Genomic DNA, 16,450 nt, shown 5'->3' on the forward strand with positions numbered 1-16,450 from the left:
AAAAAGCGAGAAGAAAATAGGAAAATCGCCGAAGGAACGTAGTTTCTAGAAGATTTTATCTTTTTCTCGATGCTTTTAGGGCGTGTTCAGTTTTTCTAAACGCTTCACTAGGAAAAATCCACGAATATTATCGATTCGTGGATTTTTCCGTCGTAACCACGTTTTACAAATGAAATCGATTTGTAAAACTCAGTGTCGTAGATTAAGGCTATTAATTAGTATGGCATTTTGCTTAAATATGTCGTAAGAAAAGTCCTCGAATGTTTTTGATTCGTGGATTTTTTTGTTGGAAAGGATAGAAAGTTACCTCGGCTACCGGCCTCATTAATTCATTTGTGAAACTGCCTTTAAATACTCCACTCCTAAAAGTCTGTGGATGCTATTGATTCATGGACTTTTTCTATATTTTGAATAAAAATCAATTCCCTGAGTGATTGGAATTATTTGCTCAATTTTTAAAGCATATAGAAATGATTAAAAAATAAATAAAATATATTAACAGAACAATAAAATGAGGATTATATTGAAAAAATAGAATAGATTTGAAATCAAGTTATTTTTGAAATCATTTTCTTTCTTTAGGATATATTATAGATATTGAATTGTCGGTATATTTGGTATATAATAAGGAGATAGTATTTTATAGGTGAATAGATCTTTTTCAAGTTGAGGGGATGAACATGTTTTTTAGACGCCAGAAGGGTGAATATAGAGAAACAGACCGTGTAACTCGGTTCAAATTAATCAAATCAGGGAAGCATTGGCTACGGGCCTCGACTTCCCTTTTTGGCTTATTTAAGGTGATGCGTGGAAGTGCGGATACGAGCCAAGTAAAGACAGAAATGGTTGAAAAGCAAGAAGGTCAGAAGTTGACCGGCTTGGATGTCTTGAAAGGGATAGCAGCTACGGGAACGATCTTAGGTGGTTTTGCTGCGACGCAAACGCGTGTTTATGCCAATGATGCAGTCGCTGTTGAAAAGACTGTCGAATCAAAAGATACCCTGGCGACGAGAGATTCAGTAGTGCTGGGGACGACACAGGATCATCAAGATGCCGCTAGCTTGTCTCTGTCTACCAGTCAAAGCCAGTCATTGTCAGAATTCAATTCGCAGAGCGCCAGTCAATCTGCCTCTACGAGCCAGTCTATCAGTGCCTCAAACTCTTCTAGCGTGAGCCAGTCGATGAGCCAATCTGCTTCTACTAGTCAATCCTTGGCAAACAGTCAAAGTGTAACTGCTAGTTCAAGTGAATCCCTTGGAACACAGAAACAAGCGAATAGTGGTCTGTCAGAGAGAGCTTCAGTTGGTGTTCAAAGTCAGTACCAAGCAAGTGAGTCAGCTCGGGAGACAGTGAAAGAATCACAACCTTCGAAAGAATTAGAAGCAGTTGATTTTTCTACAGAATCCTTACCTCAAAGTCAGTCTGGTCGTGTAAAGAATGAAGGTGTGACGGCTGAATCGAGTTTCACAATGACTTCTGTAGCCTTGACAGAAAAGCAAAGTGAAGAAAAACGGAAGAAATTAGAGGCCTTGTCTGCTGAGATTGGGCAATTTCTAGCTCAAGCGCAGGGACTTCCAAACTCGGATGAGGCGATCACGAAGGCTAGTCTAGCGAAGAATGAGATAGCAGAGGCCTTGAAAGGGGAGGTTTCTAACCTTGCCACTATCCTACAAAAAGCTACAGAAGCTCGAAATAGCATTGCAAATGCTGTGTTACGTGCCAACTCTGGACTTCGTGACAGCAGAAACGGACAAGCTTTGACCAAAGCTTCAAATACCGCTAGCTTCAGAGCTGCTAGGGATACAGAGAAGCCAGAACTTCAGAAAATAACCGTTACAGGTGGCGCAGTTCTAGAAGGACAAAAATTTAAAATTTATCGAGAAGAAAATTTTTCTGCGACCATTGAGTTTACTGATAACAGTGGTCGAATTGAACATGCAAAATTTGTTCCTACTGCTGTTCCTGCGGCCTATCCGGCTACTTCAACTCTTGTCTCATTCACTACGAGTAATGGCCAAAGTATCAGCATGATTGTTCCGACAAATAAACTAGCCAAAGATGGAAATGCTACAGCATCAAATCCTTTCACCGTTTCAATCACGGGTTCTGTTGGAAAAAATCAAGCAGTAAATAGTTTGTGGACTCGTTATGTTTTCACCTATGATCAGGAAGGTAATTTTAGCGGAAATACTACTGACGTAGGTCTTGTAAAAGATTTAACAGCCAATCCTGCCGCAATTCAATTTGAAGTCCATGCTCAGTCTGAAAAGTACGAACCAGCTATCAATGCTGAGGTGAATCGAAACTTTACTCTAACGGCCAATTCAGGGACTGTTTCTGTTGGTGAAGCCAGTCAGTACATCACGAATGCTACAGGGACGCCAGAATTACCTACTACAGGAATTACTAAGGGAACTAGAACAACCTATACTTGGAAATCTGGAACTAATACGAATTTGTCTGCTGGTCGGCATACTTTGACAGCGGTGGTAACTTATCCAGATGGAAGTACGGATGAAATTGACGTGAGCTTTACTGTGCGCCCTCAGACGCCAAGGATAGAGAATCAATATCTTAACGAAAAAGGTGGGCTCTCAAATCAAGCGATTACGGTAGATGGGGTTGCTCCAGGTGGGACAGTTACTTTAACAATTGCAGGTGAAACATTTACCAAACAGGCAACGGGGAGTTCTACCAGTGTAACCTTTACTGCAACTGACTTGAAGAAAGTATATGATCGCAATGGAGGACGACTTCCTAGTGGACCAGTGACTGCTAGTACGACAGTGGATGGTTTGGTTTCAGATGTGTTTAATGGACAAATTACGACAAATCAAGCGTCAATTTCAGTAAGTAATAGCCAGTCTGCCTCGGTGAGCTCGAGTGAGTCAGCATCGGTAAGCTCCAGCCAGTCAGCGTCTGTCAGCTCAAGCCAATCAGCATCAGTGAGTGCTAGTCAATCTGCATCTGCAAGTTCGAGTCAATCCGCCTCAGTAAGCTCAAGCCAATCTGCTTCAGCGAGCGCTAGTCAGTCAGCCTCAGCGAGCGCTAGCCAATCCGCTTCAGCTAGCTCGAGTCAATCTGCATCTGTGAGCGCAAGTGAGTCAGTTTCCGTAAGTGCTAGCCAATCAGCATCATTGAGTTCGAGTCAGTCTGCCTCAGTAAGTTCGAGCGAATCCGCATCAGTGAGTGCAAGTCAGTCAGCTTCAGCGAGTGCTAGCCAATCAGCGTCAATGAGTTCAAGTCAATCAGCCTCAGCGAGCGCAAGCGAATCAGCTTCAGTAAGCTCTAGTCAATCTGCGTCGGCAAGTTCGAGCCAATCCGCTTCAGCGAGCGCAAGTGAATCTGCGTCAGCCAGCGCTAGCCAGTCAGCTTCAGTGAGTGCTAGCCAATCAGCGTCAGCGAGTGCCAGCCAATCAGCATCGGTCAGCTCTAGCCAATCCGCCTCAGTGAGCGCTAGCCAATCAGCGTCAGTGAGCGCAAGTGAATCAGCGTCAGCCAGCGCTAGCCAGTCAGCCTCAATCAGCTCAAGCGAATCTGCCTCAGCAAGCGCGAGCCAATCCGCTTCAGTGAGCGCAAGTGAATCTGCGTCAGCCAGCTCGAGTCAGTCAGCATCTGTAAGCGCAAGTCAGTCAGCATCTGCAAGCTCGAGCCAATCCGCGTCAGTAAGTTCGAGCCAATCTGTATCGGTGAGCTCAAGTCAATCCGCTTCAGCGAGCTCAAGTCAATCAGCCTCAGCCAGCTCAAGTCAGTCTGCCTCAGTAAGCGCAAGCCAGTCAGCCTCAGTCAGCTCAAGCGAATCTGCCTCAGCAAGCGCGAGCCAATCCGCTTCAGTGAGCGCAAGTGAATCTGCGTCAGCCAGCTCGAGTCAGTCAGCCTCAGTAAGCGCAAGTGAGTCAGCATCAGCAAGTGCGAGCCAGTCTGCATCGGTAAGTTCGAGTCAGTCAGCCTCAGCCAGCGCTAGTCAATCAGTATCTATAAGCTCCAGCCAATCTGCATCAGTAAGCGCTAGTCAGTCTGCATCAGTAAGTTCGAGCCAATCTGTATCGGTGAGCTCAAGTCAATCCGCTTCAGCGAGCTCTAGTCAATCAGCCTCAGCCAGCTCAAGTCAGTCTGCCTCAGTAAGCGCAAGCCAGTCAGCCTCAGTCAGCTCAAGCGAATCTGCCTCAGCAAGCGCGAGCCAATCCGCTTCAGTGAGCGCAAGTGAATCTGCGTCAGCCAGCTCGAGTCAGTCAGCCTCAGCCAGCGCTAGTCAATCAGTATCTATAAGCTCCAGCCAATCTGCATCAGTAAGCGCTAGTCAGTCTGCATCAGTAAGTTCGAGCCAATCTGTATCGGTGAGCTCAAGTCAATCCGCTTCAGCGAGCTCTAGTCAATCAGCCTCAGCGAGCTCCAGCCAATCAGCATCCGTGAGCGCCAGTCAGTCTGCATCTGCAAGCTCCAGCCAGTCAGCCTCAGTAAGCTCCAGCCAATCAGCGTCAACGAGTTCGAGCCAATCGGCATCAGTAAGCACAAGTGAATCTGCTTCAGTAAGTGCTAGTCAGTCAGCATCGGTAAGTTCAAGTCAATCGACTTCATTGAGTGCGAGCCAGTCAGTCTCAATAAGCGCTAGTCAGTCTGCATCTGCAAGCTCGAGCCAATCCGCGTCAGTAAGTTCGAGCCAATCTGTATCGGTGAGCTCAAGCCAATCTGCTTCAGCTAGTGCCAGTCAATCCGCATCAGTGAGCGCAAGTGAGTCAGTATCAGTAAGTGCTAGTCAGTCAGCGTCAGTGAGCGCAAGTGAGTCCGCTTCAGTAAGTGCAAGTCAGTCAGCGTCCGTAAGCTCCAGCGAATCCGCCTCAGCTAGTGCCAGCCAATCTGCTTCAGTGAGCGCAAGCGAATCGGCATCAGTCAGCTCAAGTGAATCTGCTTCAGCAAGTTCGAGCCAATCTGCATCGGCAAGTTCGAGTCAGTCAGCGTCTGCAAGCTCCAGCGAATCCGCTTCATTGAGTGCCAGTCAATCAGCCTCAGTAAGCTCCAGCGAATCGGCATCAGTTAGCTCAAGTCAGTCAGCTTCAGCGAGTGCAAGTGAGTCAGCCTCAGCGAGCGCGAGTCAGTCAGCGTCATTGAGCGCGAGCCAGTCAGCTTCAGTAAGTTCAAGCGAATCGGCCTCAGTAAGCTCAAGCCAATCTGTATCGGTTAGTGCTAGCCAATCGGCGTCTGTAAGCTCAAGCCAATCAGCCTCAGTCAGCGCAAGCGAATCCGCTTCAGCCAGCGCAAGTGAGTCAGCCTCAGCTAGTGCTAGCCGATCAGCGTCAATGAGCTCAAGTCAATCCGCATCAGTAAGTTCGAGCCAATCCGCCTCAGCGAGTGCGAGCCAATCTGTATCGGTAAGCTCTAGTCAATCAGCCTCAGTAAGTGCAAGTGAATCTGCATCAGCGAGCTCGAGTCAATCAGCGTCAGTGAGCTCGAGCCAATCAGCTTCAGTCAGCTCGAGTCAATCTGCTTCATTGAGTGCTAGTCAGTCATCCTCAGTAAGTGTCAGCCAGTCTGCATCCGTAAGCTCAAGCCAATCCGCCTCAGTAAGTTCAAGCGAATCAGCCTCAGCGAGCGCTAGCCAATCAGCCTCAGCGAGCGCAAGTCAATCAGCGTCAGTGAGCGCAAGTCAGTCTGCCTCAGTCAGCTCAAGCCGATCAGCCTCAGTAAGTGCCAGTCAATCCGCTTCAGCAAGCGCTAGCCAATCAGATTCAGTGAGCGCAAGTCAGTCAGCATCGGTAAGTTCGAGCCAATCCGCCTCAGTGAGCGCAAGTCAGTCCGCTTCAGCGAGTGCCAGTCAGTCCGCGTCAGTGAGCGCCAGTGAGTCAGCATCAGTAAGTGCTAGTCAATCCGCGTCGGCCAGCGCCAGTGAGTCAGCTTCAGCGAGCGCTAGCCAATCGGCTTCATTGAGCGCTAGTCAATCAGCGTCTGTAAGCTCAAGTCAATCCGCTTCATTGAGCGCTAGTCAGTCAGCCTCAGTAAGTTCGAGCCAATCGGCTTCAGCGAGCGCCAGCCAGTCTGCCTCAGTAAGCACAAGTGAATCTGTCTCAGTAAGCGAGAGTGAGTCTGCTTCAACAAGTACTTCAACTTCTGCAAGTATGCTAGCAGACGAGTTAGCGTTGGAAAGTGCCTCGATCTCAGCAAGTACATCAGTGAGCGAATCTACTTCAACGAGCGCATCACTCTCAGCTAGCATGTTCGCCAGCGAATCGATTCTAGAAAGTGCTTCGATTTCAGCAAGTATGTCAGTGAGCGAGTCAACGTCGATTAGCACTAGTCTCTCGACTTCAGATTCTATTAGTAGTTCTGCATCAGCAAGTGCTCTGGCATCTACTTCAACAAGCACCTCTCTCTCAATGGTAAACATTGCAAGCCAAGGTCAATCCGCTTCAAGCAAGCCAAAACAAGTCTTGCCAAATACAGGAGCGTCGACTTCGGTAGCATCTGCTTTGTTGGGAGCATTGGCAGCTGTGACAGGTATCGGTCTTCTTGCTAAGAAGAGTCAGAATGACGATCGAGAAAGTCGTTGATAAGATATAAAAATCAATGAATAAATAGTAAAATGGAAAACCTTTGAAAACATGATTTTTCAAAGGTTTTTTCTATATGTGAGAAGGGGAAAATCCTCTTTTGAGTTTGAAATAAACTAGGGGAAAAGGTATAATAGGAAGGTGAGATAATCATCGAAAAAATCATAACTATAGTAGTAGAAAAGTAGCCAAAAGAATGTGAAAAGAAAAGGAGACGAAATGAAAAAAGAGCTTCAAAAAGCCATTGTACTCGGTGGTGATAATGCTTATATGGACAAGATTGAGACAACAATCAAGTCAATCTGCGCCCATAATCGAGCAGTGACTTTTTATGTTTTCAATGATGATTTGCCATCAGAATGGTTTCAGCTCATGGAGAGACGTTTAGAACCTCTAGCCTCAAAAATCGTCAATGTCAAGATTAGTCATCAAGGTTTGAAAGAGTATAGTTTGCCACTAGCCCACCTAAGTTATGCAACTTTCTTTCGTTATTTTATTCCTCAGTTTGTTAGCGAAGACCTAGCCTTGTACCTGGATTCGGATATTATCGTTAGATCAAACCTAGATCAACTCTTTTTAGAAGATATGGCAGACTGGCCAGTAGCTGCTGTCGCAGATGCGCTAGTTCCTAGCACTTTTAATGCAGGTGTCTTGCTGATTAATGTGGCTCTCTGGCGTCAAGAAAAGGTGACGGAGCACTTATTGAGTTTGACAGACCAACTGCATGACCAAGTTTTTGGTGATCAGGGCGTGTTAAATCACCTCTTTGAAGGTCGTTGGAAACCGCTGCCAGCTACCTATAATTTTATGGTTGGTATGGATACAGTGGCTCGAAATTACCAGATGGATTCTTGGTATAGGGATTCTCTTGCTGTTGAGAAGACAGCCCAGATTATTCATTATACAGGGGACAAGCCGTGGTATCAAATCAACCTCAACCGTTTCAGGGAGGACTGGTGGTTTTACTACGGACTAGAGTGGTCTGATATTGTCATGAAAAAATGTGATTTCCATAAAGGATTGGCATCTTTAGTTCAAGCTCCCCAGTATGCGACCGCTATTTTTACCAATACGTGTCACATAGAGCAAATCGAACACCTGATCCAAGAATTGCCCGATGTAGAGTTCTCTATCCTAGCTCATACCAATTTTGCGCCGGAAATCATGAACTTACAATCGCATCTGAATGTACGCCTCTATCCTTACTTTAATCCCATGAATTTCAAAAAAGTTCTAGAAAAGATTGACTTTTACTTAGATATCAATCATGAGGATGAAATTGCAAACATTATCCAAGAGGTGCAACAAAGAGAAATCCCTATATTTGCTTTTGAGACCACTAGTCATGACTCGAGTGGTTACAGTCATATTTACTCACCAGCAGCCGTAGATCAAATGATCGAGTCTATCCGCACGCTTTTGGAATCACAGAAGCAGTCGTTGTGAACTGAAGGAAACTAAATGAAAAAAACAATTGTTCTCGCAGGAGATTATGCCTATATTCGTCAGATTGAAACAGCGCTCAAGTCTCTCTGCTATCATAATAGCCATGTCAAGGTCTATATCTTTAATCAGGATATTCCCCAGGAGTGGTTCCGCACTCTCAGACCGATAGTAGAGCAAATGGGCGGTGAGTTGGAGGATGTCAAGATGCTTGGCGCCCAGTTTCAGATGAACTGGAGCAACAAACTGCCCCATATCAATCACATGACCTTTGCTCGTTATTTTATCCCTGATTTTGTCGAAGAGGACAAGGTTCTATACTTGGACAGTGATTTGGTAGTAACGGCTGATCTGACGGCTCTCTTTGAAATGGACTTAGGAGAAAACTACCTGGCTGCAGCACCATCTTGTTTTGGAGTTGGGGTTGGCTTTAATGCAGGTGTACTCTTGATCAATAACAAAAAATGGCGGGCAGAAGCTGTGAGACAAGAGTTAGTTGAGTTGACGGAGCGGGAACACCAAAATGTGAGTGAAGGAGACCAGTCCATACTCAATATGCTCTTTCATGACAGCTATGCTCCTCTGGATCAGAACTATAATTTCCAGATTGGTTTTGACAGTGGGGCTGCCTCACATGGGCATGAGTTCATCTTCCAGATTCCCCTAGAGCCCCTGCCAGCCATCTTGCATTTCCTCTCTCAGGACAAACCTTGGAATACTCATTCGGTCGGGCGTTTGCGTGAGGTTTGGTGGCTCTATCATCTGATGGAGTGGTCTGCCATTACTGAAAAATGGCGTCAGGCCGGAATTGGCTACCCAGTCACAGTCTATCAGCCAGTTATGACTTGTGTTAATTTGACCAATTCCTGGAATCTTGAGAAAATCGACTATCTGGTTCAAGCCTTGCCAGATGTGCATTTCTACATTGCAGCCTATACGACGATGGCACCGGAACTCATGCTCTTGTCACGTTTTGAAAATGTGACCCTCTATCCCAACACCTTCCCCCTCTTGGTCGAGAAACTGATCCAGCAGACAGATGTCTACCTCGATATTAACCACGATGACAAGCTGAGTGTTGTTTATGACTATATTTCACGCTTTGAGAAACCAATCTTGACTTTTGACAATACCCAGTCGCGGGAACTACCTGAAAGTGCCTATGCAGGTATTTTCTCAGCAGAAAGGCCAGAAGAAATGGTAGCAGCTCTGACAGCTTATCTGGACGAAAAACTCACGAAAACTGAGATAGAGATTTGAATGTGCTAAGATAAAAAGGCTGGATTGGCCCCGTGTGACAGGACAGAAAGATAAAAAGAAAAGGAGGAGCCAGTGAAAGAATTTCGTTCATCGATAGCAGTAAAAAAAGGGATGCACACCCTGTTTTTGCTCTTTATTTATGTGCTCGGGAGTCGTCTGGCTCTTCCTTTTGTTGATCTCAATAGTCGGGATTTTCTCGGGGGAAGCGTAGCCTATCTGGACTTTTCAGTAGCTCTGACTGGTGGAAATCTTCGCAGTCTCTCTCTTTTCCATCGGGCTTTCACCTTGGATGTCAGCTATGATCTTGTGGCAGATGTTTTCCTTTTCAAAGAAGCTGGGCTTAAACTCGGTTTCTTCGGAAGTTCAGGATAGACGGAAAATGTACTTGACGTTAGGGATTGCCTTGATTCAGGCCTTGGCCTTGACTACAAACCTCCCTGTCCAAGCTCCCTACAATCCCTTCTTGGTCTTTCTCCTCAATACCAGCCTTTTGGTTGCGGGGACCTTCTTCTTAGTTTGGCTGTCGGACATCAATGCGTCTATCGGAGTTGGAGGCCCTGTCGTCATTTTATTGGCAAGTATGGTGGCTTCACTCCCTCAGGACATCCTCCAATCGGTCCAAGTTCATAAGATCTCTCCTTGGCTGCTTTTCCTATTGGTAGTGCTTGGTGTCCTCTTTACCTATCTAGTCGTTCTCTTTTACCGAGCGCGATACCGCATCCCTATCAATAAAATCGGGCTTCATTCTCGCTTTAAACGCTATTCCTATCTGGAAATCATGCTCAATCCTGCAGGTGGCATGCCTTATATGTATGTGATGAGTCTCATGGGCTTGCCTTCTTATCTCTTGCTCTTGCTTCAACATCTGGATAAGGGCAATCCTCTCTACCCTGCCATACTGGAGCAGTATGCGATGGGGAAACCCTTGTGGATCTATGCTTATATCCTTATCCTCTTTGTCTTTAGCATTGCCTTTGCCTTTGTTAATGTGAGTGGTCAACAGATCGCAGATCGGATGAAGCAATCAGGAGATTACATCTACGGAGTCTATCCCGGTGAGGATACTAGTCGCTTTATCAACCGCTTGGTTCTACGATTTGCTCTGATAGGTGCAGTCTTTAACGTTACCTTGGCTGGACTTCCGATCTTGTTTGTCTTGAAGGATGAGAGTCTGTTAAAAGTCAGCATGATTCCTGGACTCTTTTTAATTTTGAGTGGTATGCTGTTTACGATTCATGATGAATTGCAGGCGCTCAGATTAAATGAAAGGTATCGGCCACTATTCTAGGAGGTTTTGATGTATTACTTTATCCCAGCCTGGTATGGCAAGGAACGTCCCTGGCATGCTGATTTGACACCTTGGTATTTTTCTCATTTCAAGCTAGAATTTGATGACACCTTTAATCAGATTCGCCTGATGCAACGCCAAGGGATCCCTGCCCAGGTCCTCCTTTTGTCCTATCAGCCTCATCTGCGCTATTTTCTCCATCGCCAAGGCATTTTAGAAGCACCGGTTTATTCCTTATTTGATGAATTGCAGGATTTTCATGAGATTCGACCACAGGTCTTGCAACTAAGAGATATTGAGTGGGATGAGGATTGCGACTTTGTTTACAGTCCCTTTACTATTCTGGTGCTGAAGGATGGCAAGCCCTATGCCCAGGTGGAGCATGGGATAGAAGGTTTTATCAGTACGATTCAGTATTTCAAGGAAGATGGGCTTTTGTCTGCCAACTACCTGATGGATGATCGGGGGCTGGTTTCTAGTGTGATTTACTACGAAGAGGGTCAGGCTCTCTACCAAGACTACCTCAATCCCAAGGGACTGTGGCAGTTTAGAGAGCACTTGCAAGATGGGGGCCGTATCGAGGTCAATCCTATCTTTGCTTTTCGCTTCCAAAAAGAGTCTTACCAAGATATGGGAGAATTGATTGCGGAGTTTTTTGAGAAGAAAATAGCTCAACTCCCTGAGGAAGGAGCGACCTATTTTCTGCCTGCTTATGATCAGCACAATGCTTTCCTATTAGATCGGTTGCCTCACCAAACCACCAAGGTTCTCAGTCTTTTTATCGGACGAAATCCTCAAGAGCAATTATCTCAGTTGGCAGGTCTGCTGGATAAGGTGGACCTTGTTCTGGTCGACAGAGAGGACACCTTGCGCTTGGTTCAGTCTGCCTTTTCAGAACAAGCAACGAAATTTCGTCATTTATCGCCTTTTGATACCCGCTTGGAGCTAGGAAAGAGCCAGACTCGGAGGGAGTCGCTCATCTACTATCAACTGGACTTTGAGCAGGGGATAGAGGACCAAGCGTTCTATCAGGTCTTGCATTTCCTTTCTGAAAACAAGGATACGGAGCTGGTCTTTGGAGCCTTTGCTGCTAATCAAGAAGAAATGAAGCAGCTGGAAACACGAGTTGCAGAGATGATTGCAGACCAGTTTCAAAGTCAGGAGCTAGAGAAGGAAGTTGATTACCAAGGAGCTGAAAATCCGCTTGAGGACAATCGCCACCAGGCCATGCGCTATTCATTTGTCAATATGAAGGATGAATCGGAGTTAATCAAGCAGCTGGAATTTGTTCGTTTGATTGTCGATTTGAACTGTCAGCCTCTTCTCTATACTCAGATAGCGGGGATTAGTGCTGGTATCCCTCAAATCAACAGGGTCAAAACAGAGTATGTCAGCCATCAGAAGAATGGCTATCTGTTGGAAAATATAGCTGATTTTGCTCAAGCGGCCCATTACTATCTCGATAGTCTGCAGGTGTGGAATGATGCTTTAATCCATTCCATTGAAAAGATAAAGGAACACACTGGGGAGCAATTCCTAATCAAACTAGAGAAGTGGTTGGAGGAGGTGACTCATGGAAAAGAAGTATAAAATCTTGCAAATCGGTCCAGAGGATTGGCGAGATGCACTTGCCCTACCAGCCCAACTAGACTGGTATCATGTTCCTCCCAACACACCGTCTGCCATCCAGAAAATCATGGATGAGAATGACCTAGATCACTTTCATGCTGTCATTCTCACGGATGGGGCTTACCTAGTAGATTTGTTGCCTTTTGCATCTAGCTTGGAACCCTATACGGTTTTCTATCCAGAACAGTTTGCAAGTCAGGATGAAAGTCTTCAAAACCTCATCAAACAGCACTGCATGCAAGCGATGGACCTGTCAGACCAACAGGGCTTTGTTCGAGACCTCTCCACCTCCCTCTTTGAAGGTGGTTATGGAGACAAGCTGAGTCCAGCTACGATACGAATTCACCCGAGATTCCAAGGATCTGTCTCCTATCAAGGATTTGAGTATCTGGAGCTGGAAGGAGACTTTGGCAAGACCTATACCCAGATAGTCTCTTGGGCCTACAATCAGACCGTCCAAGCCCATTCGCCAATCGAACTCTGGCTCGAATATGAAAAGAGTGGACCAGTGGACTTGCGCCTGCGTTTGCGAAAGATCCCAGCAGGATCTGTCTCCGAGATTAGTCAGGGCATTCTCCTTGAGGAAGCAGACTTTGCCTCAGCAATCATTGTGGAACAAGACTATGATGCTTATCTGAGTATTTCTCTTGAAGCGCGTGGTCAAGGGAAGGTCAACATCGGCAATCTCCACCAACGCTGGAGCCGGAAACAGTTTGGAAAGTTTGTTCTCGGAGGCAATATCCTGCATGACAAAAAACGTGAGGAAATCAACTATTTCTTTCACCCGGGGGATTTCAAGCCTCCTCTAGCAGTCTATTTCTCAGGTTACCGTCCGGCGGAAGGTTTTGAGGGTTACTGGATGATGAAGAATCTCAGATGCCCCTTTCTCCTCTTTTCGGACCCTCGATTAGAAGGAGGAGCCTTTTACCTAGGAACTGAGGAATTAGAAGATAAAATTCAAGCAACCATCCAGCACTATTTAGACTATCTAGGTTTAGATAGAAGTGACTTGATCCTATCTGGCCTGTCAATGGGAACCTTCCCAGCCCTCTACTACGGAGCCTACTTTGAACCCAAGGGGATTGTAGTCGGAAAACCCTTGACCAATCTAGGAACCATCGCACAGCGGGGCCGACTAGAGGCGCCAGGAGTCTTTCCAACTAGCTTTGATGTCTTGCACCTTCAGACTGGAGGAGTGAGTCAGAAAGACATGAAGGACTTGGATCAACGTTTTTGGACCCGATTTGAACAAGCTGATTTTTCCCAGACGACCTTTGGTCTTTCTTACATGAAGGACGAGGATATGGATAGTGGTGCCTATGACCAGCTAGTGGAGACTCTTTGCCAGACAGGAGCTAAGATTTTGTCGAAAGGGACAGCAGGTCGACACAATGATGATACAGGAACAAACGTTGCCTGGTTTATTCATTTTTACAAGATGATACTAGAAGAATACGGAAGAGGTGAGACATGATTATCATCAAGAGAGAGGATATTAGGTGGGGTGAGATGGGAGCCACTTATCTTTACGGGAGCCAGATCACTTATCATGCAGACGGTCATGTTACCCTGAAAAATCCTTTGCTGGCTTCAGGTGAAACCCTTAAAACCTGGTTTTCTAGTGTCAATTACCAGGCTACTAGGAGTCAGCCCAGTCTCCCTCTTCTTAAGAAAAATCATACCTACCGTCTCTCTATGAAGATGCAGGTTCAACCAGTCAATGGACTTTATATCAAACTGACCTTTTTAAACCGTTATGAGGAAATCATCGAGGAGAAGATTGAAAGACAATTTTCTTTTAGCTTCACCTATCCTGAAACGGCCTACACCTATCGCCTCTCCTTGATTAGCGCAGGTTTTGAGGCTCTTGACTTTGTTTCGTTTTCTATTGAGGAGGATGCTGGTGTTTAATCATTTGTATCAGGAAAGACAACTGAGAAAGGTCAAGAAACTTTTAAGCCAAATCAATGCCCTCAAAGAAGAGATGGCAGCCCTCAGTGATGAGGAAATGGCTGCAAAGACAGAGGAGTTTCGCCAGCGTCTTGCCCAGGGAGAAACCTTGGATGAGCTATTGGTAGAAGCCTATGCCCTTGTTCGTGAGGCCGATAAACGTGTCTTGGGTCTCTTTCCCTATGATGTGCAAGTCATGGGTGCCATTGTGATCCATCAAGGAAATGTGGCAGAGATGAATACGGGTGAAGGCAAGACCTTGACTGCCACCATGCCCCTCTACCTCAATGCCCTAACGGGAAAAGGCAGCATGCTGGTCACGACCAATGACTATCTGGCTAGACGGGATGCAAGCGAAATGGGCCCAGTCTACCAATTTTTAGGTCTAACTGTCGGTCTTCCCTTTTCAGAGGACCCAAAAGAGGACTTGACTGCGGAAGAGAGAAGAAAGATCTACACCTCGGACATCGTCTACACGACCAATAGTGTCCTGGGATTTGACTATCTCAATGACAATCTTGCCTCCACTCGTGAGGGGAAATTCCTGCCTCCCTTTAACTATGTCATCATTGATGAGATCGATGACATTCTACTCGATAGTGCCCAAACTCCCTTGATTATCGCAGGTTCTCCCCGCGTCCAGTCTAACTATTATAGGATGATTGATACCCTAGTGACGACCTTGGTTGAGGGAGAAGACTACATCTACAAGGAAGAAAAAGACCAGGTTTGGTTGACCCGAAAAGGTGCCCAGACGGTCGAAGGTTTCCTAGGAATCGATCATCTCTATAAGGAAGAGTATGCTAGTTATGTTCGGCATCTGGTCTATGCTCTTAGAGCCCATACGCTCTTTACTAAGGACAAGGACTATCTGGTTCGAGGGCAAGAAATGGTCTTGTTAGACAAGGGAACAGGGCGTTTGATGGAAATGACCAAGCTTCAAGGCGGTCTCCATCAAGCCATCGAAGCCAAGGAACATGTGAAGCTTTCTCCTGAAACCAGAGCCATGGCTTCGATCACCTACCAGAGTCTCTTTAAAATGTTTCGTAAAATCTCAGGTATGACAGGAACGGGAAAGGTGGCAGAGAAAGAATTTTTCGAAACCTACAACATGGCCGTCATTCGCATCCCGACCAATCGCCCACTTAGGCGAATGGACCATCCGGACAATCTCTATGTGACCCTCCCTGAGAAAGTGTATGCCTCTCTGGAAGCAATCAAGACCTATCACGCCAAAGGCAATCCACTCCTTATCTTTGTCGGATCTGTTGAAATGTCCCAGCTATACTCGTCCTTGCTCTTGCGAGAGGGGATTTCTCACAATGTCCTCAATGCCAATCATGCAGCGCGTGAAGCCCAGATCATCGCAGAGTCTGGACAGATAGGGACAGTAACCGTTGCGACTTCTATGGCAGGTCGAGGGACAGATATCAAACTCGGTCCAGGAGTCGCAGAATTGGGTGGTCTGATTGTGATTGGTACCGAGCGGATGGAGAGCCGACGGATTGACCTGCAAATCAGAGGTCGTTCTGGCCGCCAGGGTGATCCAGGAATGTCTCAATTTTTCGTGTCGCTTGAAGATGATGTGATCAAAAAGTTCGGGCCGTCTTGGGTTCACGACCTGTATCAAGACTACCAAGTGGAAGATATTAGCAAACCCATCCTACTTAAGGATCGCAAGTACCGCAACCTCGTCAGAAAAGCCCAAGAGGCTAGTGATAGTGCCAGTCGCTCAGCGCGCAGACAAACCTTAGAGTATGCGGAAAGTGTCAATATCCAGCGCCAAATGGTCTACAAAGAAAGAGATCGTTTGCTGGATGGGAGCCGTGATTTAGAGCATATCCTTGAGGATATATTGGCAGACTATACCAAACAAATCTCAGAAAAAGCCTATAGTAGCCCCCAAGAGCTCTTTCACTTCATCGTGACCAATATTAGCTTTGGGATGAGAGAATTACCAGCTGATTTGGATTTAGCTGATGCAGATCAGATTCGGGAGTTACTAGAGAAAATAATAGCCAAGGAAATTGCAGCTAAAAAGGAAGTCCTCCAACCTCACCAGCTCTATGACTCTTTTCTGAGAATATCCATGCTCAAGGCTATTGATGACAACTGGGTTGAGCAAGTCGACTATCTCCAACAGCTCAGTCTAGCAATCGGGAGCCAGTCTGCTTCTCAAAAGAACCCTATCGTGGAGTACTATCAGGAGGCCTATGCAGGCTTTGAAACCATGAAGCAACAAATTCGTACAGATATGGTACGCAATCTTCTCATGGGGATTGTGGAAGTAACGCCCAAAGGTGAGATTCTCACCCATTTTCCATAAAAAGAGGAT

At 46.1% G+C, this 16,450-nt stretch carries 7 protein-coding genes and 1 pseudogene; all 8 read left to right on the forward strand.

The genetic code is table 11. The features are described from left to right. Nucleotides 1–680 precede the first annotated feature (680 nt). The 8 genes and pseudogenes from EKB01_RS05625 (at nucleotide 681) to secA2 (ending at nucleotide 16,441) form a co-directional block, all read left to right on the forward strand. The gene (locus EKB01_RS05625) at nucleotides 681–6,545 is read left to right on the forward strand and encodes an accessory Sec-dependent serine-rich glycoprotein adhesin (RefSeq protein WP_167266010.1); all 5,865 of its coding nucleotides are present in this window, start codon (nucleotides 681–683) and stop codon (nucleotides 6,543–6,545) included. Between the two features lie 219 nt (nucleotides 6,546–6,764). Continuing rightward, complete coding sequence (locus EKB01_RS05630) at nucleotides 6,765–7,991, forward strand: glycosyltransferase (protein ID WP_167266013.1); 1,227 nt, start codon at nucleotides 6,765–6,767, stop codon at nucleotides 7,989–7,991. Between the two features lie 15 nt (nucleotides 7,992–8,006). After that, complete coding sequence (locus EKB01_RS05635; RefSeq protein WP_167266017.1) at nucleotides 8,007–9,248, forward strand: glycosyltransferase family 8 protein; 1,242 nt, start codon at nucleotides 8,007–8,009, stop codon at nucleotides 9,246–9,248. A 72-nt stretch (nucleotides 9,249–9,320) separates the two neighbouring features. Then, nucleotides 9,321–10,536: pseudogene (gene secY2, locus EKB01_RS05640) on the forward strand (accessory Sec system protein translocase subunit SecY2). Between the two features lie 9 nt (nucleotides 10,537–10,545). Beyond that, nucleotides 10,546–12,126 carry an accessory Sec system protein Asp1 gene (gene asp1, locus EKB01_RS05645; protein ID WP_167266020.1) on the forward strand — a complete coding sequence of 527 codons (1,581 nt, stop codon included), beginning with the start codon at nucleotides 10,546–10,548 and terminating at the stop codon, nucleotides 12,124–12,126. Next, nucleotides 12,110–13,639, forward strand: a complete 1,530-nt coding sequence (gene asp2 / locus EKB01_RS05650) for an accessory Sec system protein Asp2 (RefSeq protein WP_167266023.1) — start codon at nucleotides 12,110–12,112, stop codon at nucleotides 13,637–13,639. The genes asp1 and asp2 overlap by 17 nt, the downstream gene beginning before the upstream one ends. Beyond that, nucleotides 13,636–14,076, forward strand: a complete 441-nt coding sequence (gene asp3 / locus EKB01_RS05655) for an accessory Sec system protein Asp3 (RefSeq protein ID WP_167266026.1) — start codon at nucleotides 13,636–13,638, stop codon at nucleotides 14,074–14,076. The genes asp2 and asp3 overlap by 4 nt, the downstream gene beginning before the upstream one ends. Then, the gene (secA2, locus tag EKB01_RS05660) at nucleotides 14,069–16,441 is read left to right on the forward strand and encodes an accessory Sec system translocase SecA2 (RefSeq protein ID WP_167266028.1); all 2,373 of its coding nucleotides are present in this window, start codon (nucleotides 14,069–14,071) and stop codon (nucleotides 16,439–16,441) included. The genes asp3 and secA2 overlap by 8 nt, the downstream gene beginning before the upstream one ends. Nucleotides 16,442–16,450 lie beyond the last annotated feature (9 nt).

Origin of the sequence: Streptococcus sp. CCUG 71758 (assembly GCF_011714815.1) — a bacterium.
In the GTDB taxonomy this organism is placed as follows: Bacteria; Bacillota; Bacilli; order Lactobacillales; family Streptococcaceae; genus Streptococcus; species Streptococcus halitosis.